Origin of the sequence: Cronobacter universalis NCTC 9529 (genome assembly GCF_001277175.1) — a bacterium.
Classification (GTDB): domain Bacteria; phylum Pseudomonadota; class Gammaproteobacteria; order Enterobacterales; family Enterobacteriaceae; genus Cronobacter; species Cronobacter universalis.
In genome coordinates this window covers 1,447,998-1,473,640 of the sequence record NZ_CP012257.1, presented here as the reverse complement: position 1 = coordinate 1,473,640, position 25,643 = coordinate 1,447,998, and the positions used below count along the sequence as shown (strand labels likewise).

The following is a 25,643-nucleotide window of genomic DNA, read 5'->3' as shown; positions in this document are numbered from 1 at the left end:
CATACACGCCCCCGCGCGGGCGGGGGAATGCAAAAAAGCTTAGCGTGTCGCCCAGCCCTGCTTATGCAGATAGTCGAGAATAAACGGACGATTCTCTTTGATGATGGTGCGGCGGATCTGGTCGCTCCAGGTATCGCGGCGCGCGTTGCTGTCGCGATGCAGATAATAGTTAGCGATCTCTTCGTCGTATTCGGCCAGCAGTTCACGGTCGACCGGCTGGTAGCGGTTTTCATGCACCATCAGGCCCGCAGGCATTCGCGGCTTCACCTGCGGATCGTCCGCCGGCCAGCCGAGGCACAGGCCAAACAGCGGCAGGACATGCTTCGGCAGGCCCAGCAGTTCCGTCACCGCCTCAATGCTGTTACGAATACCGCCGATGTACACGCCGCCGAGACCGAGCGATTCCGCTGCGACCAGCGCGTTTTGCCCGAGCATCGCGGTATCCACCACGCCGAGCAGCAGCTGTTCCGCCAGGCCCAGCTGCGCGTCCGGGCAGATTTGCAGGTGGCGGTTGAAATCGGCGCAGAAGACCCAGAACTCGGCCGCTTTCGCGACGTGCGGCTGGCCGCCGGTCAGCGTCACCAGTTGCTCGCGCATGGCGCGGTCGGTCACGCGAATAATGGAGCTGCACTGCAGGAAACTGGAGCTTGAGGCGGACTGCGCCGCGTGGATAATGGCTTCACGCTGGGCGTCGCTGATGGGCTCGTCGGTATAATGGCGAATGGAACGGTGCGAGCAAAGCAGCTCAATCGTTGGCGTCATCACGTTTTCCTTATTCATTCCTGGTGTGTTGAAAAGCAAGCTAAAGGCTCGCTCCAAAACTCATCAGTATAATCGTAATGCGCCAGATGGCGGTTAACGGAACGTTGCGTTTAGAAAGGAAAATGAAACCGGCCGTTACAGCCGGCGTCTGCCGTCTCTACGATGGCGTAGCGTTAACATAAACAGCCAGCCGAGCGACCCGATAGAGCACCAGAACAGCGCGCTGAAAATCCACGCCAGCTCCTGCCAGAAGGAACGCGCGTCTCCATCCCACAGATGCAGAAGAACCAGACAGATCGGCGCGGCAAGCAGCGCCCCCAGCAGCGGCTTAAGCTCGCGGCCCCGTCGGGCGCACACGCCCGCCAGCGCGCCCGGCAGCATGAAATATAAAATCCCCAAATCCATCGATCCGGCGCCTGGCGCAAACGTACCGGGCACCATTTTTTGTGCCATGAATACCGCCAGAAACAGAATAAAACAGCAGGCAGTCGCGGCCCGGCTATGACGTCGCATCAACAGATATCCCCCTGATAGTGCCTGTATCAACCTGATCTCCTCTCCGCCAGTGCGGATGTTTAGTCAGATAAAGCATGGCGGCAGTCCGTGCCTCATAATTAACTGCGGGTAATAGAATATTCTTGCTGGCCGATACTATACATAACGATTAAACTAGCGGCGGCTAAAAGCTTATGCAGACGAAATAACGGCGCCGGAAAAAGCGCACTTCCGGCAAAACATAAGCAAAATCCTAGCCCAGAAGCCTCTCCTTTTCAACAACTTACTGGTAAACAAGAAGTTAGCCTCCGTGAATATAAACGTCGCAGATTTGTTAAACGGGAATTACATCCTGTTATTATTTGTGGTGCTGGCGCTCGGCCTGTGTCTTGGTAAATTACGCCTGGGTTCTGTGCAACTGGGTAATTCCATTGGCGTTTTAGTCGTTTCATTATTATTAGGCCAGCAACATTTTTCGATTAACACCGACGCGCTTAACCTCGGCTTTATGCTGTTTATTTTTTGCGTTGGTGTGGAAGCCGGTCCCAACTTTTTTTCTATTTTCTTTCGCGACGGTAAAAATTACCTGATGCTGGCGCTGGTCATGGTCGGCAGCGCCCTGCTTATCGCGCTCGGGCTTGGCCGCGCGTTCGGCTGGGATATCGGTCTGACCGCCGGGATGCTGGCGGGCTCGATGACCTCAACCCCCGTGCTGGTGGGCGCAGGCGACACATTACGCCACGCGGGGATGGAAGGCGCGCAGCTCGCCCAGGCGCTGGATCACCTGAGCCTCGGCTATGCGCTGACGTACCTTATCGGGCTGGTGAGCCTGATTTTCGGCGCGCGCTACCTGCCGAAACTTCAGCACCAGGATCTGCAAACCAGCGCCCAGCAGATTGCGCGCGAGCGCGGTCTCGACACCGACGCCAACCGCAAAGTCTATCTGCCGGTTATCCGCGCCTATCGCGTGGGGCCGGAGCTGGTCGCCTGGGCCGACGGCAAAAACCTGCGCGAGCTTGGCATTTACCGCCAGACCGGCTGTTACATCGAGCGCATCCGCCGCAACGGCATTCTCGCGAACCCGGACGGCGACGCGGTGTTGCAAATGGGCGATGAAATCGCGCTGGTAGGCTACCCGGACGCGCACGCGCGCCTCGACCCGAGCTTTCGCAACGGGAAAGAGGTGTTCGACCGCGATCTGCTCGACATGCGCATCGTCACCGAAGAGATCGTGGTGAAAAACCACAACGTGGTGGGCCGCCGTCTTGGCCAGCTTAAGCTCACCGATCACGGCTGCTTCTTAAACCGCGTCATCCGCAGCCAGATTGAGATGCCGATTGACGACAACATCGTCCTTAACAAAGGCGACGTCTTACAGGTGAGCGGCGACGCCCGGCGCGTGAAAACCATCGCCGACCGCATCGGGTTTATCTCCATTCACAGCCAGGTGACGGATCTTCTTGCCTTCTGCGCCTTCTTTATTGTCGGCCTGATGATCGGGATGATCACCTTCCAGTTCAGCTCGTTCAGCTTCGGCATCGGTAACGCCGCCGGTCTGCTGTTCGCCGGGATCATGCTCGGCTTCCTGCGCGCCAACCACCCGACGTTCGGCTATATTCCGCAGGGCGCGCTGATGATGGTGAAAGAGTTCGGCCTGATGGTGTTTATGGCGGGCGTGGGCCTGAGCGCGGGCAGCGGCATCGGCCACGGCCTCGGCGTCGTGGGCGGCCAGATGCTGTTTGCGGGCCTGATAGTGAGCCTGCTGCCGGTGGTGATTTGCTTCCTGTTCGGCGCGTATGTGCTGCGCATGAACCGCGCGCTGCTGTTCGGCGCGATGATGGGCGCGCGCACCTGCGCACCGGCGATGGAGATCATCAGCGATACCGCGCGCAGCAACATCCCGGCGCTCGGCTACGCGGGCACCTATGCGATTGCCAACGTTCTGCTGACGCTTGCCGGTACGCTTATCGTCATCATCTGGCCCGGCACATAAAAAAACGAGAAATTTTGCAGATGGCGCGAACTTTTCGAAAAAGCGCCAGTCTCAATTAGTGCCACTGCTTTTCTTTGATGTCCCCATTTTGTGGAGCCCATCAACCCCGCCATCTTGGTTCAAGGTTGATGGGTTTTTTATTGCCACTAAAATTAATCTTTACAAAACAGCAGCTTGTCAGATTGCTTTGCAATCAAAGGCGACAAAATGGCGACACAGAGTTAGTTTGCCTCCATCCAACGATATTCCAGTGCTATTCCGGGCGCTCTGTCTTCACCAGATCGACAAGCCAAGCGATTAGATAAGCCAACGCAAAAAAGCCGACGAACCCGGCCAGCTTCATCAGCCAACCATCTACTATAAACAGACAACCAAAAGCCGCGAAAGCGCAAAGGCAGGTTGTAACCGCCTCGACCATGTTTGCCGCATGATTCCTCACAGATTTAAAAACATTATTTCGCGAGGAGTTTGCACATTTCATTTTCAATACCTTTACACTGAACTGGGTGGCTTTCGATATATATCAGATAGGGTTCAAGTTCACTTTCGACCAGAAAATAAACCATATCTAAATTCATGTAGACAACTTTGTAATAGGTAATCGGATATTTGGTTTTCATCCTTCGGGATGCTCTGGCAGCCTCTTCAATCATGCCTTGTATCATAACAATGTTGAGCGTGAAGGCTGACGCTACGCGAATGACACGCGTCATGACCTTTCCCATTTTCACCCTATTTATTATGCGTTTAGCAATGTATTGCGAGACAAATGCCTGAGCCCCCATACGGCTACCCAGCTTTGCATCTGAGTAATGCAGCTTATCGTTGATCGCTTTCTTACCTGCATCATCTAATTTCTGATAGAAATCAGTTATCACCATCGTAACCAGTCTTCTAACCGGCTCTTCATTTGATGCGAGGTCTTTGAATGCCCGCATAAATCGCTCGGTTTCATACTCATTGCGCACTTTCAACTCGCGCCCAAAGGCACCTGACCCTTCAACTGTCCTCACGGCGGTTAAATAAAGCCCTTCCGGAAAAGCTGCGAGCCCGTCAACAATTCCCTTCGCTATCAGTTTTGCATCCATAAAACCCATCTCACGAAATATGCGGTAGTGGAAGGTTATCAAAACAGCATATTCTTACCATCTGAACGGCTTAACCTTTCGGATGATTCCTGGAAAATGGAAATCAGCAGTGCAATGTTTAATGAACATTTTTTCAGTTCTGCCGGAGGTGGAAGTTACTGTACATGCCCTGCCGCGTCTGGCTTTTCTCTATATAACGTGCCGTCTGCCATTGCGGCCGAAGCTCCCTTCCTCTGACGTAAAATCAAAAAAATCCAATTAAAACATGCGCATGAATTTTCAGGCAGATCCATCAGCGATCCAAAAAAATGAAAAACACTGAAATTATTTTCAATCATTTCAGTTTCGCTTTTCTGGCAATGCGCCAGCGCTGGCGCGGTCTGACCATGTCGTTTGTAAAAAAACAAAACTGAAAAAATTTTGCGATCCAAAACTTGCAGGCGGGTGCGGTGTAGTGCCGTTTTTGTCTGCGGACGTTTTATTTTGTGGGTCTGCGGCTGCGCCAGAGCAACGAGGCGGGCGGGATCTGTTTCAGGGGTGGCGGTGTGTGGTTTGCGCGCTGCGGGCGCTGTGGTGCGTTCTGGGTGGGTTAATGACGGACATAAAAAAAGCCCGCGCAATGCGGGCAGGAAAATGTCTATAGCTTTCATGCAGTAAGTAATTTAACTAATTCATCAACATTTAGCGGACGGCTGGGGTAGTTATCACGCCAGGGCTCAAATATTTCATACATACGCTTATATTTTTCAACACGACGCGAATGTGAATTCAAATACCTGTCAGCGAAACGCCCCCCGAAGGCATGAGGATCACTAACAATAAAGCTAGCTATGCTTAAATATCGGGTTTCATTATTACCATCAAAGCCATTAAATCGAGGGTTTTTACCTAAAGGAGCAGCCTTTTCCTCAAGAGTTACCCGTTCCTCGTCCGTTAGAGCTTCCACACCCTCTTCAATAAACGACCACATATCAAGGACATTGTAAACAAAACTGACTTCTTCAGGGTGCTCACTATCTTTAAAACCTAAGTAATCCCCAAAACGACTAGAAATGGCCCACTCATTGCCAGTGTCTAATGCTTTAGATATAAACTTCGAATCAAGACCATTATCACTCAATTTTAATGCTGTATGAATTTCGCAAAGAATCGCAAGTGACAACTTCTCGTAATCCGAAAGATTCATAAGCCGCTCCTTAACATAAAGTAGTTATAGTGATTAAACACTCAAGCCTGTACATTCTATCACCACACAATGTCTATTAGTAAGCCACCGATACTTATCTTTATTCACTACGCTATTATCTTTTCATAACGGCTGCGGGTCTGAGTCGCCTGCGTTGCCGTCTGGCTGAACGCGGCGGCAGTGGTCGGCCCGCCGGTGCCGGGGTGTGAATGGTTTGCGCACTGGCTGGCCAGCTGTGCCAGCAGGTCGATGGTTTCCAGCATCATTTGCAGCGTGTTAACACCTTCGCTGCCGATGTGTACCGTTGGCCCCATGATTTGCTGGCCGCCCGCTGCGATGCTTTTACGCAGCTGCGCGATTTTCTCGGTAAGTGCGCCATCGGTCTGCGTCTTGATGCCGCCCTTAACGTGCGTTTTCTGCTGACCGTCAATTTCGGCTTCGGCGTCGCCTTCCACGCGGGCCAGAAATTTGCCGCTGGCTGCGATGGCGTAATCGCCCGTGGCCACGTGCTGAACGGCACCGGCCAGCATGCTGACGGTTCCCAGTACCGTGGTTTTATCCGTGGCGTTTACCGTGGTTTCACGGCTGACCAGCTCGCGGCGCTCCCGGTCTGCGGTCACTTCGCGGCTCATGGATGTTTCGCTGATGGTCTGGTCAGTCTTGCGCACCCAGTCACCGGCCTGCGTGACGCGCTGTGACACTTCTTCCCGCTGCTGTTGCAGCTGCTCGCCCGGCTTCACGTCCGGCAGGCTTGTGCCATCCGGTACGGTCTGGCGCACAAACGGCTTATCCGCACGCCCGCCGGTAAAGCCCACTTCAACCAGCGTGCCTTCGGGCGGAAACTGGAACATCCCCGAATCATTACCGGCCATCGGCACCGGCAGCGGCACAGCGGAATACACCGGCGTGTTACCGTCCGGCTTACCGTCTGCGTCAAGCAGCTGCACGTCAACGGCGTAGCGCGGGCGGAACGGATCGGAAAAATTCCCGCTGCTCACCGGCTCACTGTGCGCGACCACCCGCGCGAATTTCGGCAGATGCAGCCCGGACGCCAGCTCTGGATAATGCGCCTCTACAGTCATAGCAGCAATGTTGATCATAACTTTTTCGCGCTTTTTATCTTTGCGTAAGCGGTGCCGAATTAGACGACCGTCGGCCAACATGTCATTAATTGTGTCTATAGATAAGCCTGTGAGTTCACTGTACTTTTCAATGGAAATAGAAGGTACGGCCAATGAGATTGAAATATTAGGTGTCATGATGCATGATTCCTTGTTTCTTGATTAATTGCCTTGAACTGTGACAAGTACCCAATTGGGAACAAGGTGCATACTAGGATCGCAAAAGAGATATGTCAACATCAAAGTACCCAAATGAGATCCCGCTGAATTTTGAGAGCGGTGGGCGAGAAGCTATCGAAAGGCTAGTTTCAGCATATGGCTTCACAACGCGCCAAGCGCTAGCTGATCACCTGAAGGTCTCCAAAAGTACTTTGGCTAATCGATATCTAAGAGACACCTTCCCTTCTGACTGGATCATCCAATGTGCCATCGAAACCGGAGCAACCCTCACTTGGTTAACTACTGGGCGCGGGCCAGTATTTGAAAGTGAAAAGAGTGAAGAAAGTGAAGTTTCAAAAATTTCGAAAGTAAAACTAATTGACAATCAAATTTTCGATGCTGGTCATTTATTTATAGATAAAACCCTGCTTCCTCATTTTAAGGATTTATTAGCAATACAGGACCATCATTGCACAAATATTGCACATATAAATAAATCTAATATTGAAGATGGCATGTGGCTTGTTCAATACCAAAATAATTTTAAGTTAAAACAAATCTTTTTATTACCTGGAGGTAATCTTCGGGTAACAGATGATCATTTAACATTTGATTGTAAAAAAGAAGATATAAAGCTTGTTGCAAAAATCTTCTCACAATACCGTACTATTTAACCTTGAGGCACAGCAATGGATTTTGTTAAAAAGCTCGAGTTTGGAAATTACACTCTACGTTTTGGTGATGAAGTTTTATTGGATTACTATGATGAAATCGTTTTCCCATCTTTTTTAGAAATGGCGAACATTCGCAGAATATCCGATAAATCAGAATTCTTTTTCATTGATACTGAATGCGTCATTCTTGATGAAGAAGCAACCCCTCCTGTACTAGGAATTAAGGGGCGGATTATTAAAAATACATTACTAACCAGAGAACAGGTATTTGATGGTGCTGATTTAGTCGAAGATCATGATGAGCTTGAAACAGCACCTAGTTCTTTCTTTCTTTTAATATTAAATACGCACAGATTAATTCTTTGCAAGGAAGTTAGTGGTGCTCCTACAATTCAAAACTTCCAGTCAACAAGTCAATGTTTCTTAAATATAGAGTATGAAAAATACATATCTCACTTATACGAAACGGCAAAAAGGGCACGAGAAGTAGATCCTGACTTACCTCGAGTTACTAAAAAAAGCTTACGAAGTGAAATCGTACGACCTAAATTAAGAATTACACCTTTAACCGATGAACAAAGCCTAGAGCAATTCATTGAAAATTTCAGAAAAATTCAAAATGTTTCTGTAAAACTACTCCCTACGAACCAAGAGGAAATTGATAACGACGAATTTTGGGAGTCACTTGAAAGCGCTGGAGAAGAAATGGGCAGTATTTCTACGTCCATTCGTTTTTCAAACACCGATTCAGGTTTGAATCATGATGCCGTATTAGAACAACTCACATCAGCAACCAGATTAGCAAATTCAGGAATAAATATTAAAGGATATGATGACGAAGGTGATATAATAAAAGGTAGTAATGATGATTTTGTTTTGTTAAGTGAGATAGATGAATTATCAAAAAATACCAACGAGGCTGCAAATGAATGTTATGAGCGATATGAAGAGCTTGTAAATGAAAGTAAGATATCTCTACCCAGAGCTCTTTCACAAAAGACGATTAGAATTATTAGCAATATATATCAAAGGTTTAGCTGATGATAAATAAAATAGACGCTAAAGAAATAACCAAAGAAAAAAATCTTTGGGATGTTTACTTGCTCTGCAAACGGATTACTATTAGTACATTCCATGTTTGCATTTTGCTCGCAGCGTCTATTTTTTTATTGACAAACTCTTTTTTCATTGAGAAGGATACGTCTCATTTAGTCTCTGATATCAGAAACTGGGCTTTGATTGGTTTCAACTTTGCAGTAACAACCCTAGGTTTTCTTATTGCAGGTTTCACTATATTTGCAACACTATCTAAGCCCGATATGTTTCTTCAAATGATGTCAGTACAGCATAAAAAAACACAGATGCCCACGTTGAAATATAACTTCATGGCGTTTATGAAAGTTTTTATTTCTTTTATTACGTTTACTTTCATTTATCTAGTTATAATTCTATTTTGTCAGTCAAATGGGATGATTGGCAATATCATTGATTTAATTCCAGGTTCAAAATTGATAAAAGAGTTAATTATCAAATTAGGATATTGCCTTATAGGGACTAGTCTTATTTACTTAGTATTAGTAGTTAAGACTTTTATTTTTAATATTTATGCCATTATAATGAATAATATTCGCTGGGAATTATACATTAAAAGAAAAGAACAAAGGTCCTACAGTGATAGAGGCAAAATCGATAAAAACATAGATGTGACAAAAGTGCACTAATCCAAAGCACATATCACATGTATGATTACACGTTCCTCATACATTGACACTGTACAAAAAAACAGTATAAATGTTCTCCATTGGAGGACATTTTTATGGCAGTACGAAAACTCACAACAGGAAAATGGCTCTGCGAGTGTTATCCCATGGGACGCTCTGGCAGGCGTGTCCGCAAGCAGTTTGCAACAAAAGGTGAAGCTCTGGCCTTTGAACGCTACACCATGGAGGAAACTGAAGCAAAACCCTGGCTGGGCGAATCGGTAGACCGTCGTTCATTAAAAGACATAGTTGAACTCTGGTTCAAGCTGCACGGCAAATCTTTGACTGCTGGCGAACATGTTTATGACAAGCTGCTCCTGATGGTTGGTGCCCTCGGAAATCCTCCTGCGACAGACCTCACAGCTAAAATGTTTGCACACTACCGCGACAAACGTCTGACCGGAGAAATCTATTTCAGTGAGAAATGGAAAAATGGAGCGAGTCCGGTAACTATCAATTTAGAACAAAGCTATCTGAGCGGAGTTTTTAGTGAGCTGGCCCGGCTTGGAGAATGGAGCGCACCGAACCCACTTGAGAACATGCGCAAATTCACCATTGCTGAAAAAGAGATGGCCTGGCTAACGCATGAGCAAATAACAGAACTATTGGACGACTGCCGTCGTCAAAGCCCCCTTCTCGCTTTGGTTGTCAAAATCTGCCTAAGCACAGGTGCACGTTGGCGCGAAGCTGTAAACCTTACGCGTTCACAGGTTACAAAATACCGAATCACATTTACTAGAACCAAAGGCAAAAAGAACCGCAGCATTCCGATTAGCAAAGAGCTGTATGAGGAAATCATTGCCCTGGACGGCTTCAAATTCTTTACTGACTGCTATTTCCAATTTTTGTCGGTGATGGATAAAACCTCAATTGTCCTTCCACGCGGACAACTGACTCATGTTCTTCGACACACATTTGCAGCCCACTTTATGATGTCCGGCGGTAACATTCTTGCTTTACAAAAAATCCTTGGACATCACGACATCAAAATGACAATGCGTTATGCTCATCTAGCGCCTGATCACTTAGAAACAGCACTTCGCTTTAATCCTCTGGCAACACTGAGTGTCAATGAAGTAAATTTTAAAAGGGTTCCATAATGGTTAAATTCTCATTAACATTTCCAGTTTTCGATTTCTCCCTAACATTTGAAATCATCGAAACATTAATACTACAAAGTGAATCTTCCATTGACAAAGGGATTACAGAATATAAAGAAAAGGGTCCAGAAGAATATGTAATTGACATTTCCCCTGAAGAAGGTCTCTATCAGTCCATCGATTACTACATGGGCCTTGACAGTTCATCTGTTGATCTAGATGAAATGTTCTTGGAATATTATCCAAGTATATTTCGAAGGTCTGTTTTTTTAACTATTTTCGGAATGTTTGAGCACGAGATTGAAAAATTCTGCAATAACTTTGCTCGTAAACATCAAACCCCAATCAACATTTCAGACCTTAAAGGTAGCGGATTTGAGAGAAGTCATTTATTCATAAAAAAACTACTAGGCATGAAAACATCGACTCACTATTCAACCATCAAAAAAATAACAAAGTTGAGAAATAGCTGTGCACACAACGATGCTAAATACATAGAAAATGATGGACAGAACATTAAACCCATTTTCGAACTCATGGATGCTCATCCTGATTTATTTAAAAAGGATGGAAAACAAGTTCTTTTTATGAACGGTTCATTGACCATGGTCTTAGACTCCTTCAAATCGTATCTAGCCGAAGTTGAGCAAGCATTAGATGAGTACGAGAAGAAGATCCGAAGTGGCGACAAAGTGGCGACAGCGGTTGGCACTACCCCGTAATCGCCACTATTTACCACCAAACTAACTTATTGATAATATTAAAAGTCGTTGTTTTCACTAACCCATTTACATAAATGGGTTTTTTGTTGTCCGGGGTTTGGTATTGCCGCTATGCACTGATGTTTCAGCGTTCAAAAATGGCCTAAGATGCCACTCAAGTTTTTTTCGGTTCTTACCACCAGTTCAAAAACTATTTTCCTGATAAAAAACCGTTTCACTGTCTATGAGAAATCAATAACGACCTGAACCATGACCATATTTTCGTCCTTGAAAGTTCCGACATAGAGCGTTTCTTGCGGATCACTGCCGCGCCAGCAAGTTGCCTCGATATCGCAGGTTGCCTGTTTTTTATAGCCTTTAGAGGTGAGGTAACGGTCCACCTGTCTGGTATCAGATGTCCTATAGAATTTAACCACATGCACCTGAGAAGCAGGCCCGCTAACATTGATAAAGCTAAATTCGTATTTTTCAGAAATCCGCGGCATTTCCTGTAAGATTTGGGGCGTGAAGAAGCGATACTCTCGTTCATCTTTCTCGGTATAGTAAGCACTTTCTGTAAATTCCATTTTGATGTATGGAATAGCACAGCCGAACGCGCCTGCCAAAAGCACAGCCAGAACAATAAGGACTTTTGCCTTCTTACGCATAAGGTAGCGAACCTCCTTTAGCGCTATCCATATAATTCCCGTTCATAGTGTTAATTTTAACTATACCAGAGCGGAAGTCATGCCATGGAGTGATAGTTCGCATAAAATAAGGCAGATATCCCTTACGCGGTTTTGCGTCAGGAAACCGTTCCGGGTCAGGAAAAAGCCATGGTCTGAAATCATCACTCTTCCAGTTACCAATTTTACCGTAGTAGTCCCAGCGAGTTAAAGCATCCTCTCTACTGACTGGCCGCAGCAAGTCGAAAGGATTATATATAGCGACTACACGATAAAAACCCAACAAATCTGAAATCAAATCTTCGCCACTAAATCCACTATCTGTAAATAAACGGATAAAAAATGAACGTTGTAATCCTTCAAATTTTCCGGCCAGAATCATCATCATGGCTAAGGCGATGCTCAATTGCTCGTTATAAGTACGTCCGCGTTTGATAGTCCAGGTAAGGAACTTTCCCATTTTTATAGACCTTGTGGGATCAACCATGGATTGCGAGTAAGACACGTTGTATTCTTTTTTGCCTGATGATTCCCCGATCGCAAAATCCTTTAATAATTTCCTTATATCGTTACCCTGTGCGTGGCCTAAATCAATCCAGCCCAGAACCTCAGTATAGACAAGCCCATATTTAAGACCAGCACTCAACTTCCCATCTACAATATCTTCACGCTTACTCATCCTTAATAAACCTCACTTAATCACATTTGCAAAAAATGTGATTTAAAAAAGGATGGATTTTCGTGCGCAGGCCTGCATTTTAAATAATAGCTAACGCTGAATCAGAATATAACTACTCCTGACAATTTCCATACAACCACCTCCCCGCCTTCACTGACGCCACAAACATCCTGATTGTCAATGGCGGTTTATCCTGTATCACTGGCTTGCGTGAAAACAATCGTGGAGCTTTCCACGGATAGTAGGCGGCCAGATCGAAGCAGCTGTGCTCTGTTCCGAAGTGGCTAAAAAGCGCCTGCGCCATCTCTGCGATATCCTCGGCTTCAAACGTTTCCTGCAAAGGGCTGTTAATATCATGCTGTTGTGTTTTAAGTGTAAAAGACGTCACCAGCGGCAATTCTTTTAAGATTATTGCCTGAATCTCTTTATCAGATACCGTCTTCATCCGCTCCCGTCCTTTTTGCGCATAAATATATTAAAGCGAAATGCCGTTGAGGGGATTTTGCATCATTTTAATTAGGCTTAATTGACCAGAAGTATCTTTCTCGGTTTCGTGTATTCAGTTCCCCTCACCCCTCCCCCACAATTCTCCCCACCATACTGCGGATGGTCTCGCGATTCAGCGGCTCGCGGTCGACGACGTAGTGCAGCGTCATCCCTTCGACAAACGCATCGAGCGCGCGGGCGGTCGCCGGGTCGAACCAGGTTTCGAGCGTCTGCTGGCTGCGGCGCATCCAGTCCTGCATGATGATCTTGAGTTGCGGCTGGCGGCTGGCGTAGGCGTAAAGCTGGTACATCAGCTCCATATTTTCTGGCGTCGTCACCTGCGCGCCGCAAATCAGCGCCGTTAACGCCTCGCAGGCCTCTTCACGGCTCTGCGCCTGCGCCATCAGCGCCTGGTACTGGCGCGACATGCTCTCGGCGAAACGCGTAAACGCCTCGGCCAGCAGCGCCTCCAGCGTCGTAAAATAGTAGGTGACCGAGCCCAGCGGCACGCCAGCCTCAAGGGCGATTTTACGGTGCGTAATATGATGAAAGCCGTGCGTGGCGATGCAGGCGAGCGTCGCTTCCAGAATACGCTCGCGGCGTTGCGGGTCGTTTTGTCGTGTCGCCATAGGGTGTCGAATTCTCAGCCGGAAAGCATTTTCTGTATGTGTACAAATGTACACAACCTTGCTACGTTTTAAAGGTTCTTTTTCACTCTCCAGGCGAATGGGCTATGTCATCCGACGTGAATCACTCTTCCGCGCTGCGTCACCGGACGTGGGCGCTGTTTCTGTTTTTCTTTCTGCCGGGCCTGTTGATGGCCTCCTGGGCGACCCGCACGCCGTCCATTCGTGATGTGCTGGCGGTCTCCACCGCTGGCATGGGCATTGTGTTGTTCGGGCTTTCCGTTGGCTCCATGAGCGGTATTCTCTGCTCCGGCTGGCTGGTGAAGCGCCTCGGCACGCATACGGTTATCCGCAACGGCATGGCGCTTGGGGTTATCGGCATGTTGCTGATGGCGCTCGCGCTGTGGTTCGCCTCGCCGCTGCTGTTTGCCTGCGGGCTGGCGGTGCTGGGCGCGGGCATGGGTTCCGCCGAAGTGGCGCTCAATGTCGAAGGCGCGACCGTCGAGCAGTTACAGAACAAGACCGTTCTGCCGATGATGCACGGCTTTTACAGCCTCGGCACGCTGATTGGCGCGGGCATCGGCCTGAGCCTGACGGCGTTGCATTTTCGCGCCGATCTGCATCTCGCGATTGCCACGCTGATTACCGTTATCCCGATTATCATCGGGCTGCGGGCTATCCCGAGGGGCGTCGGCATCGAGACGAAAGAAGCGCGCCAGCAGCGTCCTGCCGGCCATATCCCGTTCTGGAGAGACACCCAGCTGCTGTTGATTGGTCTGATTGTGCTGGCGATGGCGTTTGCCGAAGGCTCCGCCAACGACTGGCTGCCGCTCCTGATGGTGGACGGCCACGGTTTCAGCCCCACCTCCGGCTCGCTCATTTACGCCGGTTTTACGCTCGGCATGACGCTCGGCCGTTTCTTTGGCGGCTGGTTTATCGACCGCTACAGCCGCGTTAACGTGGTGCGCGCCAGCGCCATTATGGGCGCGCTCGGCATCGGGCTGATTATCTTTGTCGATAACCCGATTATCGCGAGCGTGTCGGTGCTGCTGTGGGGTCTGGGCGCGTCGCTCGGCTTCCCGCTGACGATTTCGGCGGCGAGCGATACCGGGCCGGATGCGCCGGTGCGCGTGAGTGTGGTGGCGACGGCAGGCTATATCGCCTTCCTGGTGGGCCCGCCGTTACTCGGCTTCCTGGGGGAACATTACGGATTACGCAGCGCGATGCTGGTGGTGTTGTCACTGGTCGTGCTGGCGGCCGTGGTGGCTCGCGCGGTGGCGAAACCCGCTACGCCTGTGGCGTCAGCGTCCGGGCAGGCGCGTGACGTTATTTAAGCAACGAGAGCACGCTCTGCGCCTGCTGGTTCGCCTGCGCCAGCACGGCGTCCCCGGCCTGTTGCAGGATCTGCGTCCGGCTGAGATTGCTCGCCTCCTGCGCGAAATCCGCATCCTCAATGCGGCTGCGCGCGGCGGTCGTGGCGGCGGTATCCTGCGCCAGCCCGGCCTTCGCCGAATCGAACGTATTCACGAGGCTCCCGTAGGTGCCCCGATACGCGCTCACAGTATCGAGCGCGTGATCGATGGCGTCTATCGCCTGCGACGCGCTCTGCTGATTATCAAGCCGCGCGGTATCAAGGCCGAGCGTTTTCGTGTCCGAGGGCGTGCCGGGGATGGTTTTATACTGCACCGCCTCGCCATAGTCCGCGCTCATTACGATATCCGTATCGGTGCTGACCGGCCCGTTATCCGGCGGATCGGTGGGCTTCGGCAGTTTCGTCCAGGTCATCTGTCCGTAAAACGAGCCGTTGCCGACCACCATGATAATCACATCTTCCGTCACCTTATCGATAGAAAGCCGCTCGACATAGTCGCCGGGCGATACCGTCCCGTTGTTGGCCCAGCCCGTCGCCGGCGTTTCGTAGCGGTCGCCATCGCCGCTGTAGGTGATGGTCATGCCGTTGTACTGCTTCACCGCGCCGCCGTTCACGTTGTAGGTGGCGGGCCCCTGCGTCAGGTTCGCGTCGCTGTAACTGGCGCCCGGCAAAAAACCGTTATCGGTCGAGATAACTTTTGTGTTGGCGGTCGCCGTGCTGTTCACCCCGTTATTGGTCCAGGTGAAATCGCGCGTGGGGCCGTTCACCGGCGTACCGACGAGATGGCTGCCATCGCGGCTGAACAGCTGGATATCGTCATCCATCCAACCCGAGTTAATCGTAAGCGTGATGTCGGTCGCGCCTGCCGGAATATAGGCCAGCGGCACCAGTCCGGACGAAAAGGTGTATTGCTGGCCTGGCACCGGGAAGCGCTGGTTGATAGACGGAATATTGCCGAGCTGCGACGCGGGCGGCGGCGGCGATGCCGCGGGCGCCAGCGGATATTTGCCGAAAATCGTCGTCCCTGTGGAAATCGCGTCTATCTGCGCTTTGATCTCGCTGAACTCCGCAGAGATCGCCGCGCGATCGCTTGCGCCCAGCGTGCCGGTCGCGGACTGCACGGCAAGCTCTTTTGCGCGCGTCAGCAGATCGGTCACTTCAGAAAGCGCCCCTTCGGCCGTCTGCGAGAGGCTGATCCCGTCGTTCATGCTGCGCGAGGCCACGTCATTCGCCCTGAGCGTGGCGGACATACGGTTGGCGATAGCCTGCCCGGCAGCGTCATCCTTCGCGCTGTTAATGCGCATGCCGGATGAGAGCCGCTCGATGGACTGGCTTAAGCTAGCGGCCGTTTTTTTCTGCTGCGTCAGGACATTGCCGGACATCAGATTGTTGAAGATAGTCGCCATAGGGTTGCCGTTTCGCACGTCGGAGAGTCGTTAACAAGGCTACTATCGGCCCCGGGGCAATTTAGCTTTAGGTCTAAATTTGAATTAAGTAAAAATCCTTTTAATAACCACAGCTTATGTTAACAGGCCATTATCCGCACTTTTTATGTGTCAGGCCGGGTAAATCCTTAAGGAGCGTTTATGACAGTTAAGTTAATCGCCGTGGATATGGACGGCACGTTTTTACGCGATGACAAGACGTATCACCGCGAGCGTTTTCTTAAGCAATACGCCGAACTGAAAGCGCGCGGCATCCGTTTTGTGGTGGCGAGCGGCAACCAGTACTACCAGCTGGCGTCGTTCTTCCCGGACATCGCCGACGACATCGCCTTCGTGGCGGAAAACGGCGCGTGGGTGGTGTGCGAAGGGGAAGATGTGTTTAACGGCGAGCTCAGCGATGACGACTATCGTCACGTCGTCGACCACCTGATGACGCTGGACCATCTGGAAATCATCGCCTGCGGGAAACACAGCGGCTACACGCTCAAGCGCTACGACGAGCGCTTCAAAGAGATGGCGGCGCACTACTATCACCGCCTGGCGTTTGTCGACGACCTGCACGGTATCAACGACATTTTCTTTAAATTCGCGCTTAACCTGCCGGATATCGAGTTACTGAAACGAATGGACGAACTGACCGAGGCGTTTGAAGGGATCGTGGTGCCGGTCTCCAGCGGCCACGGCTCTATCGATCTCATCATTCCGGGGCTTCATAAAGCCAACGGCATTCAGATGCTGCAACAGCGCTGGGGCATTGCGGACAGCGAGGTCGTGGCGTTTGGCGACGGCGGCAATGACGTTGAGATGCTGCGTCATGCCGGGTTTGGGTTTGCGATGGACAACGCGCCGGAGGCGATCCACAAAGTCGCGCGTTACCGTGCGCCCGCCAACAATCAGGACGGCGTACTGGAGATTATCGACAAGGTGCTGAACGGCGACGCGCCGTTCGCCTGAGGCGACGGCCCGGACGGGCCGCCGCGTTATGCGTTAGCCTTCCGGGCGGGTGCCGACGGTTTTGTCCTTCAGGAAAATCGCCATCAGGCCCAGCCACAGCAGGCCGCTTGCGAAGTTAAACAGGTTAAACAGCGCGTTGCCGCCGCCGAGCCAGGCGTGTTTGCTGACTTCGATACCCACCGTGAAAATGGTCATCTGCAACATGCCCATCGCCGCGGAGACGGTGCCTTTGCTGATGTCGCTGGCAAAGAGCGTCAGGCGCACCAGGCCCGCGTTGGCTATGCCGATGCCGAAGGCGTAGATGCTCAGCCCCGCCGTCATCCAGAGGTAGGCATGGGATGAAATCACCGTGGCGAGCGCCGCCAGCGCCAGCCCAGCCATCATCGGCCAGCCGCCCATCACAATCAGCGAGCGCACGGAGCGCCGCGCGGTGAGCTTGGCCAGCACCAGGTTGCCGATAATCAGCGCGCCGAAAATCGGCACCTGCAACAGGCCATACTCATAGGTGCTCATCTGCTCGCCGCTGATGATAATGACCGGCGACTGCGCGATCCACGCCAGCAGCGGCAGGCTGACGAAGCCTATCGCCAGCGCCCCGGACACAAACCGCAGGTTTTTCAGCACCGCTTTATAGTCGCGGCCCAGCTCGCGCAGCGACAGCTTCTCGCCAAGCCGCGTGGCCGTCTCCGGCATGGCGCGCCACAGGCCAAAGAAAGAGATGGCCGCCAGCGCCGCGAACAGCACGAACATCATCTCCCAGGGCGCGGCGTGCACCCAGGCGGCGCCCACCAGCGGCCCGAGCAGCGGCGCGATCAGCGCCACGTTCGCCATCAGCGCGGTGATTTTGATGCACACCGCCTCTTCAAACGACTCCTGAATCGCCGCATACCCTACCGCGCCGATAAAACACAGGCTGATCCCCTGCAAAAAGCGCAGCACGGTGAACTGCTCAATGGTCTGGGCCAGCAGCGTGGCGAGGCAGGTGACGATAAACCACACCACGCCCGCCAGCATTACGGGGCGTCTGCCGATGCGATCAGAGAGCGGGCCGAGCAGCCACTGTAAAAACATGCCGCCCGCGAGATAAGCGGTCATGGAGGTCGGCACCCATTCAACGCCCGCCTGATACTGTTCGACGACCGCGAGCATGCCCGGCTGGATCATGTCGTTGCCGATATAAGTCGAGAATTCGTAGAGCACCAGGCAGAGCGGGAACAGCAGCGCCTGGCGTCCGAGACGTCCGGTTCGGTTTGCGTGAGTTTGCATGAGTCATCCATCCATAAAATCGCGCAAAGTGTAATGAATTGCCGCGCCGCGCGATAGTGAATTGTGTGCGACTACCGGGGCGTGGCGCGCCTTTCGCCCGGTTGTTTAAGGTTTTCTTAAGTTAGCCCCTTTATTCTGGTGGTTTTCCTCTTCCCGATGGCGTCGCTATGCGTACTTTTTCTCCGCTTTTCTGGCCCGCCAGGCCCCGGATAAATAAGACAATCTCCCTTTATTCCCTGCCCGCGCGCTTTTATGTTGGTCAGCTCGCGCTGTTAACGGCGCTGGGCGTGCTGTTCACCTGGCTGTCACGCACGGAAACGCTGGACCGCTGGCTGACGCAGATGTGGTTTGACGCCGCGGCAGGAAATTTTCCGTGGCAGGACAACCCCTGGCTTGATCTGCTCAACCACCGGCTCGCCAAATATTGCGCCATCGCGGTCGCCGTCGGGAGCCTGCTGTATGGCGTGATTCGTCGCCATCCGCGCTGGGTAATGGTCGCGGTGCTGATGGGCCTCGGGGCCGCCGTGGTCGGTATCCTGAAAGCCACCAGCCATCACAGCTGTCCGTGGGATCTCGTTGAGTATGGCGGAAAGGCGCTCTCTTATCCGCTCTTCGGCGCGGCGCCCGACGGCAGCGGCCCTGGCCGCTGTTTTCCCGGCGGCCACGCCTCCAGCGGTTTTATGGTGATGGGCCTCTGGTTCGGCCTTAAGCGCGAACATCCGGGATACGCCCGGCTGGCGCTGGCGGCAGGCATTGCGCTGGGGCTCGCGATGGGCTTCGGCCAGGTGATGCGCGGCGCGCATTTCTTCACCCATAACCTGTGGGCAGGCTGGTGGGTGTGGCTCACGCAGGTGGTGACGTGGGGCGTGACCACCACATTGATGAATAAGGAACCCGCAACCCTATGATGGAAGCGTTGAATCAATTTCTGTTTTTGCACATTAACGCGACGCCCGCGTCGCCGGGCTGGCTTATCGCGCTGGCGACGTTTATCGCCCGCGATCTTATCTCGATTGTGCCGCTGCTGCCGGCGGTGCTCTGGCTCTGGCGGCCTGGCGAGCGCCGGCTGGTGGTGAAGTTCGCGCTGGCGCTGCTCATCAGCCTTGCCGTTTCCTGGGTTGCCGGTCATCTGTTTCCGCATCCGCGCCCGTTTGTGGTCGGCCTCGGTCATCAGTTCCTGCCGCACGCGCCGGACGACTCCTACCCAAGCGATCACGGCACCGTGATTTTCACCTTCGCGCTGGCGTTTCTCTTCTGGCACCGCGTCTGGTCTGGCGCGCTGTTAATGGCGGTCGCCTGCGCGATCGCCTGGTCGCGCGTTTATCTGGGCGTCCACTGGCCGCTCGATATGGCGGGCGGTCTGCTGGTGGCGATGCTCGCCTGCCTGAGCGCGCAGATCCTCTGGTCGCCGCTCGGCGAACCGCTCTATCGCGCGCTGCGCCAGCTTTATCGTTTCTGTTTTGCCCTGCCCATCCGTAAAGGCTGGGTGCGTGACTAACCGCAGGTCGACAGGTAAGATTGCACGACTTTTCAGGCGCCGCGCGACGGGCGCGGCGCCGGGTTGAGCAAGAGGGATTATGGAAACGCGGCGTGACGAGCGACTGGCGCAACTGCTACAGGCACTGAAGCGACAGGATAAAATGCATCTCAAAGAGGCGGCGGCGCTGCTGGGCGTCTCGGAGATGACGATTCGCCGCGACCTGCAGGGCAATGACGCGCCGGTCACGCTGCTTGGCGGCTACATAGTGCTGGAGCCGCGCGGCGTGGCGGTAAGCCGCTACCTGTTAAGCGATGAGCAGACCCGGCTGGTGGAGGAGAAACGCCACGCGGCCGCGCTCGCGGCGTCGCTCGCCCGCCCGCACCAGACGCTCTTTTTCGACTGCGGCACCACCACGCCGTGGGTCATCGACGCGCTGGACGACGCCCTGCCCTTTACCGGCATCTGCTATTCGCTTAACACCTTTCTGGCGCTCCAGGAGAAACCGCACTGCCGCGTTATTCTCTGCGGCGGCGAATTCCACGCCAGCAACGCCATTTTCAAGCCGCTGAACTTCCAGGAGACGCTGCGCAATCTCTGCCCCGATATCGCCTTTTTTTCAGCGGCGGGCGTGCATCCGCAGTATGGCGCGACCTGTTTTAATCTCGACGAATTGCCGGTGAAACACTGGGCGCTGGAGATGGCCCAGCGTCATGTCATCGTGGCCGATCACAGTAAGTTTGGGCAGGTGCGGCCCGCCTGCATGGGGCCGCTTGAGGCGTTCGATACTATCGCGACTGACCGCATGCCCGACGACGCGTTTATCGCCTGGGCGCAGGCGGCGAACATCAGCGTGATGTGGTAAACGCTCCCGCGAAACGGGAGCGCACGGTTACGAGAACCAGCTCCCGAACCACTGGTGGAATTTCATCAGCACGAAATCCCACATCCGGCTGAAGAAGCCGCCTTCATTTACCGCTTCCATGACCACCAGCGGGCGCTGCTCGATGCTCTTGCCGTTCAGCTGAAAATCGATGGTGCCGACCACCTGGCCCTGCTTCAGCGGCGCGGTAAGCTGCGGCGAATTCAGCGTATACGTAGCTTTCAGGTTTTTCAGCTGGCCTTTCGGGATCGTCACCGAGCCCGCCTCGCCCGCGCCAAGTTTCACTTCGCTGCTGTCGCCAAACCAGACGCGCTGGTTGACGAACGCGGCATCCGGTTTAATCGGCGTGACGGTTTCAAAGAAGCGGAAGCCCCAGGTCAGCAGCTTTTCCGATTCACGAAAGCGAATGCCGTCGGTTTTCGCGCCCAGCACGACGGAGATCAGGCGCATATCGCCCTGCGTCGCCGAGGCGACCAGGTTATAGCCCGCGCCCGCCGTGGTGCCGGTTTTCATTCCATCGACGTTCATGCTGCTGCTCCACAACAGTCGGTTGCGGTTCGGCTGGCGGATCTTATTGAACGTAAACTCTTTCTCTTTATGGATGGCGTACTCATCCGGCACGTCGTGGATCAGCGCCTTGCCGAGCAGCGCCATATCGCGCGCGGTGCTGAACTGCCCCGGCGCATCGAGGCCGTGAACCGTTTTAAAGGTCGTGTTAGTCAGGCCGAGGCGCTGCGCGTAACCGTTCATCAGGCTGACAAACGCGTCCTGGCTGCCCGCCACATAATCGGCGATGGCAATACTGGCGTCGTTGCCGGACTGAATAATCACGCCTTTGTTGAGATCGGCCACCGACACCTGATCGCCGGGTTTTAAAAACATCAGCGACGAGCCGCGCAGCGCCGGGTTACCGGTCGCCCAGGCGTCTTTGCCGACGGTCACTTTATCATCGAGATGAATTTTACCTGCCTTCAGCGCCTGGCCGACCACATAGCTGGTCATCAGTTTGGTGAGGCTCGCCGGATCGAGTTTTTCATCCGCGTTGCCTTCCGCCAGCACTTTGCCGCTGTGGTAGTCCATCAGGATCCAGGCGCGGGCGTCGACGTCCGGCGCGGCGGGCGCCATCGGGTCGGCCGCGTGGGCGGTGGAGAGAGAAATTAAAAGAAACGCGCCTGAGAGAGCCAGCACGCGACGAGCGCCGGAGCGTGAGAATGAGGTCATAAGAGCCACCTGAATATCCATTCCAGAAACTACTACAAATCAACCGTATCGGTGAAAAGATGAGTAATAACGCACAAACGCCATCAATGAAACAGCGCGGGGGTAAAGTTTTTAAAGTTTCACTTTCCGGTCACAAAGTGACACGGCATTTTCAGGGAGTTGCGAAAGCGTGGGGATTATTCCACCATGGAATATCTTCGTGGCGCGCCGTCGCCGCGGCATCGTTCATCTGCAAAGGAGCAAGATATGATTACCGTATGGGGTCGAGAAAATTCCACTAACGTGAAGAAGGTGCTGTGGTGTCTGGAAGAGCTGGAGCTGCCGTATAACCGCATTCCGGCGGGCGGCAAATATGGCGTTAACCACGACGCGGATTATCTGGAAATGAACCCGAACGGGCTGGTGCCGTGCCTGCGCGACGATGAAACTGGTCTGGTGCTGTGGGAATCGAACGCCATCGTGCGTTATCTGGCGGCGCAGTATGGCCAGGGCCGTCTGTGGCTGGAAAGCCCCGTTGAGCGCGCCCGCGGCGAAAAGTGGATGGACTGGGCCATCAGCACGCTGCCCGCCCCGCACCGCGGCGTCGTCTTCAGCCTCGTGCGCACGCCGCCCGAGCAGCGCGATCCGGCGCTGATTGAAGAGAGCAAAAAGCAGTGCGACGCGCTGTTCGCCATTCTTGACGCCGAACTGGCGAAAACGCCGTGGCTCTCCGGCGACGCGTTCGGCATCGCCGATATGGCGCCTGCCCCGCACATCTATAACCTCTTTAACGTGGGCATCGAATGGACGCCGCGCCCGCACCTGGAGCGCTGGTATCAGCAGCTCACCGAGCGCCCGGCGTTTCGCAATATCGTCATGATCCCGGTGAGCTGATCACGACGCGGGGCTGACTTTCAGCAGCTGACCGTCGGTTTCGTCGGTCAGCACATACAGAAAGCCGTCCGGCCCGACGCGCACGTCGCGAATGCGTTTATTCTCTTTCTCCAGCAGTCGGCCATCTTCCGTCACTTGATTGCCGTTGACCGACAGCTGGATCAGGTTCTGCTCCTTGAGCGCGCCGATAAACAGCTTGTTTTTCCACTGTGGAAATTTGTCGGCGTTATAAAACGCCATGCCGCTCACCGCGGGCGAGACTTTCCAGTAGAACAGCGGCTGTTCGGTGCCCGGCGCTTCGCCGCCTTTGGCCTCCGGAATAGGCTCGCCGCTGTAATTGATGCCCCAGGTGGCAAGCGGCCAGCCGTAGTTTTTGCCCGCTTCGGGAATATTAATTTCATCGCCGCCTTTCGGGCCGTGCTCGTTAAGCCATATCGTCTGGCTCCACGGGTTGAGCGCCAGCCCCTGCGGATTGCGAATGCCATAAGACCAGATCTCCGGGCGCACGCCCTGTTTGCCGACAAACGGGTTATCCTTCGGCACGTCGCCGTTCTCCGTCAGGCGCACCACCTTGCCCTGGAGCTTATCGAGATCCTGCGCCGTCGGGCGCTGGTTGTTTTCGCCAAGCGCGATAAACAGATGGCCTTTACCGTCAAACGCCATACGCCCGCCGAAATGGTTGCCGACCGAGAGCTTCGGCTGCTGGCGGAACACGACCTTAAAATTCTCCAGCCGCTGCATATCGTCGCTAAGCCGACCATAGCCCACCGCGGTGCCCGCTTTACCGTCGCTGCCGCCTTCGGCGTAACTCAGCCAGACGCGGCGGCTGTCGTTAAAATCGGGCGCCAGCACCACGTCCAGCAGACCGCCCTGCCCCTGATGCCAGACCGTGGGCACGCCAGAGATGGCCGCGGAAAGCCCTTTGCCTGGCTGCCAGCGTTTCAGCTCGCCGCCGCGAAGCGTTATCAGCATGCCCTGGTTATCGGGCAAAAACGCCAGCGACCACGGGTTTTCGAGATTATCGGCAAGCACATCCACCTTTGCAGGCAGCGCGGCGGCGGAGGCGCTCACAACGAGCAGCAGAGCGAGTAAATGGGGCGAGCGTAGCGGCATGGCGTTCTCCTTATGGCAGTCCCGATTAAGGGTAGCCAGCCGCAGAACGGCCCGGCTGACTTTTACAAAATCTTTAACATCGCGGGGACCATAAGATACCAGTACAATTTTCCCACCAACCTCTGTAAAATCCCCGCCCTGATAACTCCATAAATGATGAATTTTTGACCTATGAGCAATGTAATGCAGCAGCCAAAGATCGGCTTCGTTTCGCTGGGCTGCCCAAAAAACCTGGTGGACTCTGAACGCATCCTGACAGAGCTTCGCACCGAGGGTTATGACGTGGTGCCACGCTATGACGACGCCGATATGGTTATCGTCAACACCTGCGGGTTTATCGACAGCGCGGTGCAGGAGTCGCTGGAGGCCATCGGCGAGGCGCTGAATGAAAACGGCAAGGTGATTGTCACCGGCTGTCTCGGCGCGAAAGAAGACCAGATCCGCGAAGTGCACCCGAAAGTGCTGGAGATCACCGGGCCGCACAGCTACGAGCAGGTGCTGCAACATGTTCATCACTATGTGCCGAAGCCTAAGCACAACCCGTTCTTGAGCCTGGTGCCGGAGCAGGGCGTGAAGCTGACGCCGCGCCACTACGCCTATCTCAAAATTTCCGAAGGCTGCAACCATCGCTGCACCTTCTGCATTATCCCGTCGATGCGCGGCGATCTCGACAGCCGTCCGATTGGCGATGTGCTGGCCGAGGCGAAACGTCTGGTGGAGGCGGGCGTCAAAGAGCTGCTGGTGATTTCGCAGGACACTTCCGCTTACGGCGTGGATGTGAAACACCGCACCGGTTTCTGGAACGGTTCCCCGGTCAAAACCAGCATGGTGAGCCTGTGCGAACAGCTCGCGAAGCTGGGCGTCTGGGTGCGTCTGCATTACGTCTACCCCTACCCGCATGTAGACGATGTGATCCCGCTGATGGCGGAAGGCAAAATCCTGCCGTATCTGGATATCCCGTTACAGCACGCCAGTCCGCGTATCCTGAAGCTGATGAAGCGTCCGGGTTCGGTAGACCGCCAGCTGGCGCGAATCAAGCAGTGGCGCGAGATCTGCCCGGATCTGACCCTGCGTTCGACATTTATCGTCGGCTTCCCTGGCGAAACCGAAGAAGATTTCCAGATGCTGCTGGATTTCCTGAAAGAGGCGCGTCTGGATCGCGTGGGCTGCTTTAAGTACAGCCCGGTTGAAGGCGCGACCGCCAACGATCTGGCGGATCAGGTGCCGGAAGAGGTGAAAGAAGAGCGCTGGAACCGCTTTATGGCGTTGCAGCAGCAGATTTCCGCCGAACGCCTGCAGGAGAAAGTGGGCCGCGAGATCCTGGTCATCGTTGATGAGGTGGACGAGGAAGGCGCGATTGGCCGCAGCATGGCGGACGCCCCGGAGATTGACGGCGCGGTGTACCTAAACGGGGAAACCACACTGAAGCCGGGCGATGTGGTGCGCGTGAAGGTGGAAAATGCCGACGAGTATGATCTGTGGGGGAGCCTGGTATAAGGTTTCTGCGCGACGTGAAAGTGAAA

26 protein-coding genes and 1 pseudogene are annotated in these 25,643 nt (G+C 53.5%); 13 read left to right on the top strand and 14 right to left on the bottom strand.

Annotated features, from left to right (window positions below; genetic code table 11):
- Positions 1 to 39 precede the first annotated feature (39 nt).
- Positions 40 to 762: an oxygen-insensitive NADPH nitroreductase gene (nfsA, locus tag AFK65_RS06730; protein ID WP_007707284.1), complete on the bottom strand. Its 723-nt coding sequence runs from the start codon at positions 760 to 762 to the stop codon at positions 40 to 42.
- Positions 763 to 897: 135 nt separating this feature from the next.
- On the bottom strand, positions 898 to 1,275 hold the full coding sequence (ybjM, locus tag AFK65_RS06725) for an inner membrane protein YbjM (protein ID WP_038857617.1): 378 nt from the start codon (positions 1,273 to 1,275) through the stop codon (positions 898 to 900).
- A gap of 292 nt (positions 1,276 to 1,567) precedes the next feature.
- Here ybjM and AFK65_RS06720 point away from each other — a divergent pair, with 292 nt between their 5' ends.
- Complete coding sequence (locus AFK65_RS06720; RefSeq protein ID WP_007707274.1) at positions 1,568 to 3,250, top strand: aspartate:alanine antiporter; 1,683 nt, start codon at positions 1,568 to 1,570, stop codon at positions 3,248 to 3,250.
- Between the two features lie 452 nt (positions 3,251 to 3,702).
- On the opposite strand, the gene AFK65_RS06710 is transcribed toward AFK65_RS06720, so the two are convergent.
- The 4 genes and pseudogenes from AFK65_RS06710 to AFK65_RS06700 all read right to left on the bottom strand — a co-directional run.
- Positions 3,703 to 4,338 carry a hypothetical protein gene (locus AFK65_RS06710; RefSeq protein ID WP_144421398.1) on the bottom strand — a complete coding sequence of 212 codons (636 nt, stop codon included), beginning with the start codon at positions 4,336 to 4,338 and terminating at the stop codon, positions 3,703 to 3,705.
- 155 nt (positions 4,339 to 4,493) lie between these two features.
- Positions 4,494 to 4,988, bottom strand: coding sequence for a hypothetical protein (locus AFK65_RS22085; RefSeq protein WP_162830900.1), 495 nt, complete (start codon positions 4,986 to 4,988; stop codon positions 4,494 to 4,496).
- Entirely contained in the window at positions 4,985 to 5,524 is a 540-nt protein-coding gene (locus AFK65_RS06705) for a YfbU family protein (protein ID WP_032804195.1), read from the bottom strand. Before AFK65_RS06705 ends, AFK65_RS22085 begins: the two co-directional genes overlap by 4 nt.
- Positions 5,525 to 5,631: 107 nt before the next feature.
- A pseudogene (locus AFK65_RS06700) lies at positions 5,632 to 6,612 on the bottom strand (hypothetical protein); the annotation flags it as partial.
- 263 nt (positions 6,613 to 6,875) lie between these two features.
- Between AFK65_RS06700 and AFK65_RS20790 the strand changes: the two are divergent.
- The 5 genes from AFK65_RS20790 (at position 6,876) to AFK65_RS06685 (ending at position 11,060) form a co-directional block, all read left to right on the top strand.
- Positions 6,876 to 7,478, top strand: coding sequence for a phage repressor protein CI (locus AFK65_RS20790; protein ID WP_032804437.1), 603 nt, complete (start codon positions 6,876 to 6,878; stop codon positions 7,476 to 7,478).
- Positions 7,479 to 7,493: 15 nt separating this feature from the next.
- A complete protein-coding gene (locus AFK65_RS20785; protein WP_007707208.1) occupies positions 7,494 to 8,519 on the top strand; it encodes a hypothetical protein in 1,026 nt (341 codons plus the stop codon).
- A complete protein-coding gene (locus AFK65_RS06695) occupies positions 8,519 to 9,199 on the top strand; it encodes a hypothetical protein (RefSeq protein ID WP_032804436.1) in 681 nt (226 codons plus the stop codon). Before AFK65_RS20785 ends, AFK65_RS06695 begins: the two co-directional genes overlap by 1 nt.
- Before the next feature lie 95 nt (positions 9,200 to 9,294).
- Complete coding sequence (locus tag AFK65_RS22405) at positions 9,295 to 10,338, top strand: phage integrase (protein WP_007707205.1); 1,044 nt, start codon at positions 9,295 to 9,297, stop codon at positions 10,336 to 10,338.
- On the top strand, positions 10,338 to 11,060 hold the full coding sequence (locus AFK65_RS06685; RefSeq protein ID WP_032804435.1) for a hypothetical protein: 723 nt from the start codon (positions 10,338 to 10,340) through the stop codon (positions 11,058 to 11,060). The genes AFK65_RS22405 and AFK65_RS06685 overlap by 1 nt, the downstream gene beginning before the upstream one ends.
- Positions 11,061 to 11,281: 221 nt before the next feature.
- Here the strand turns inward: AFK65_RS06685 and AFK65_RS06680 are convergent, their stop codons facing one another.
- The 4 genes from AFK65_RS06680 to AFK65_RS06665 all read right to left on the bottom strand — a co-directional run bounded on the left by AFK65_RS06680 (position 11,282) and on the right by AFK65_RS06665 (position 13,519).
- Positions 11,282 to 11,707 (bottom strand): hypothetical protein, encoded by a 426-nt coding sequence (locus tag AFK65_RS06680; RefSeq protein WP_007707202.1) that lies wholly within the window; start codon positions 11,705 to 11,707, stop codon positions 11,282 to 11,284.
- Entirely contained in the window at positions 11,700 to 12,404 is a 705-nt protein-coding gene (locus AFK65_RS06675) for a hypothetical protein (protein WP_032804434.1), read from the bottom strand. Before AFK65_RS06675 ends, AFK65_RS06680 begins: the two co-directional genes overlap by 8 nt.
- Before the next feature lie 112 nt (positions 12,405 to 12,516).
- A complete protein-coding gene (locus AFK65_RS06670) occupies positions 12,517 to 12,849 on the bottom strand; it encodes a DUF1493 family protein (RefSeq protein ID WP_007707199.1) in 333 nt (110 codons plus the stop codon).
- Between the two features lie 124 nt (positions 12,850 to 12,973).
- Positions 12,974 to 13,519: a TetR/AcrR family transcriptional regulator gene (locus AFK65_RS06665; RefSeq protein WP_007707196.1), complete on the bottom strand. Its 546-nt coding sequence runs from the start codon at positions 13,517 to 13,519 to the stop codon at positions 12,974 to 12,976.
- A 104-nt stretch (positions 13,520 to 13,623) separates the two neighbouring features.
- Between AFK65_RS06665 and AFK65_RS06660 the strand changes: the two genes are divergently transcribed.
- The gene (locus tag AFK65_RS06660; protein WP_007707193.1) at positions 13,624 to 14,850 is read left to right on the top strand and encodes an MFS transporter; all 1,227 of its coding nucleotides are present in this window, start codon (positions 13,624 to 13,626) and stop codon (positions 14,848 to 14,850) included.
- Here the strand turns inward: AFK65_RS06660 and AFK65_RS06655 are convergent.
- Entirely contained in the window at positions 14,843 to 16,294 is a 1,452-nt protein-coding gene (locus AFK65_RS06655; protein WP_007707190.1) for a flagellin N-terminal helical domain-containing protein, read from the bottom strand. The genes AFK65_RS06660 and AFK65_RS06655 overlap by 8 nt on opposite strands.
- 180 nt (positions 16,295 to 16,474) lie before the next feature.
- Between AFK65_RS06655 and AFK65_RS06650 the strand changes: the two genes are divergently transcribed.
- Positions 16,475 to 17,287: a Cof-type HAD-IIB family hydrolase gene (locus AFK65_RS06650; protein ID WP_038857618.1), complete on the top strand. Its 813-nt coding sequence runs from the start codon at positions 16,475 to 16,477 to the stop codon at positions 17,285 to 17,287.
- Between the two features lie 33 nt (positions 17,288 to 17,320).
- Here the strand turns inward: AFK65_RS06650 and AFK65_RS06645 are convergent, their stop codons facing one another.
- Positions 17,321 to 18,553: an MFS transporter gene (locus AFK65_RS06645; RefSeq protein ID WP_007707188.1), complete on the bottom strand. Its 1,233-nt coding sequence runs from the start codon at positions 18,551 to 18,553 to the stop codon at positions 17,321 to 17,323.
- Positions 18,554 to 18,720: 167 nt separating this feature from the next.
- Here AFK65_RS06645 and AFK65_RS06640 point away from each other — a divergent pair, with 167 nt between their 5' ends.
- The 3 genes from AFK65_RS06640 (at position 18,721) to deoR (ending at position 20,895) form a co-directional block, all read left to right on the top strand.
- Positions 18,721 to 19,461 (top strand): phosphatase PAP2 family protein, encoded by a 741-nt coding sequence (locus AFK65_RS06640; protein ID WP_038857620.1) that lies wholly within the window; start codon positions 18,721 to 18,723, stop codon positions 19,459 to 19,461.
- Entirely contained in the window at positions 19,458 to 20,051 is a 594-nt protein-coding gene (gene ybjG, locus AFK65_RS06635) for an undecaprenyl-diphosphate phosphatase (RefSeq protein ID WP_007707186.1), read from the top strand. The genes AFK65_RS06640 and ybjG overlap by 4 nt, the downstream gene beginning before the upstream one ends.
- A gap of 79 nt (positions 20,052 to 20,130) precedes the next feature.
- A complete protein-coding gene (gene deoR / locus AFK65_RS06630) occupies positions 20,131 to 20,895 on the top strand; it encodes a DNA-binding transcriptional repressor DeoR (RefSeq protein WP_007707184.1) in 765 nt (254 codons plus the stop codon).
- A 27-nt stretch (positions 20,896 to 20,922) separates the two neighbouring features.
- On the opposite strand, the gene dacC is transcribed toward deoR, so the two are convergent.
- On the bottom strand, positions 20,923 to 22,134 hold the full coding sequence (gene dacC / locus AFK65_RS06625; protein ID WP_038857622.1) for a serine-type D-Ala-D-Ala carboxypeptidase: 1,212 nt from the start codon (positions 22,132 to 22,134) through the stop codon (positions 20,923 to 20,925).
- A 246-nt stretch (positions 22,135 to 22,380) separates the two neighbouring features.
- Here dacC and AFK65_RS06620 point away from each other — a divergent pair, with 246 nt between their 5' ends.
- Positions 22,381 to 23,007 carry a glutathione S-transferase family protein gene (locus AFK65_RS06620; protein ID WP_038857625.1) on the top strand — a complete coding sequence of 209 codons (627 nt, stop codon included), beginning with the start codon at positions 22,381 to 22,383 and terminating at the stop codon, positions 23,005 to 23,007.
- Here AFK65_RS06620 and AFK65_RS06615 read toward each other — a convergent pair whose 3' ends face one another.
- Positions 23,008 to 24,120 carry a PQQ-dependent sugar dehydrogenase gene (locus tag AFK65_RS06615; protein WP_007707172.1) on the bottom strand — a complete coding sequence of 371 codons (1,113 nt, stop codon included), beginning with the start codon at positions 24,118 to 24,120 and terminating at the stop codon, positions 23,008 to 23,010. It lies immediately after the preceding gene.
- A gap of 171 nt (positions 24,121 to 24,291) precedes the next feature.
- On the opposite strand from AFK65_RS06615, the gene rimO reads away from it, so the two are divergent.
- Entirely contained in the window at positions 24,292 to 25,617 is a 1,326-nt protein-coding gene (gene rimO / locus AFK65_RS06610; RefSeq protein WP_032804432.1) for a 30S ribosomal protein S12 methylthiotransferase RimO, read from the top strand.
- Positions 25,618 to 25,643 lie beyond the last annotated feature (26 nt).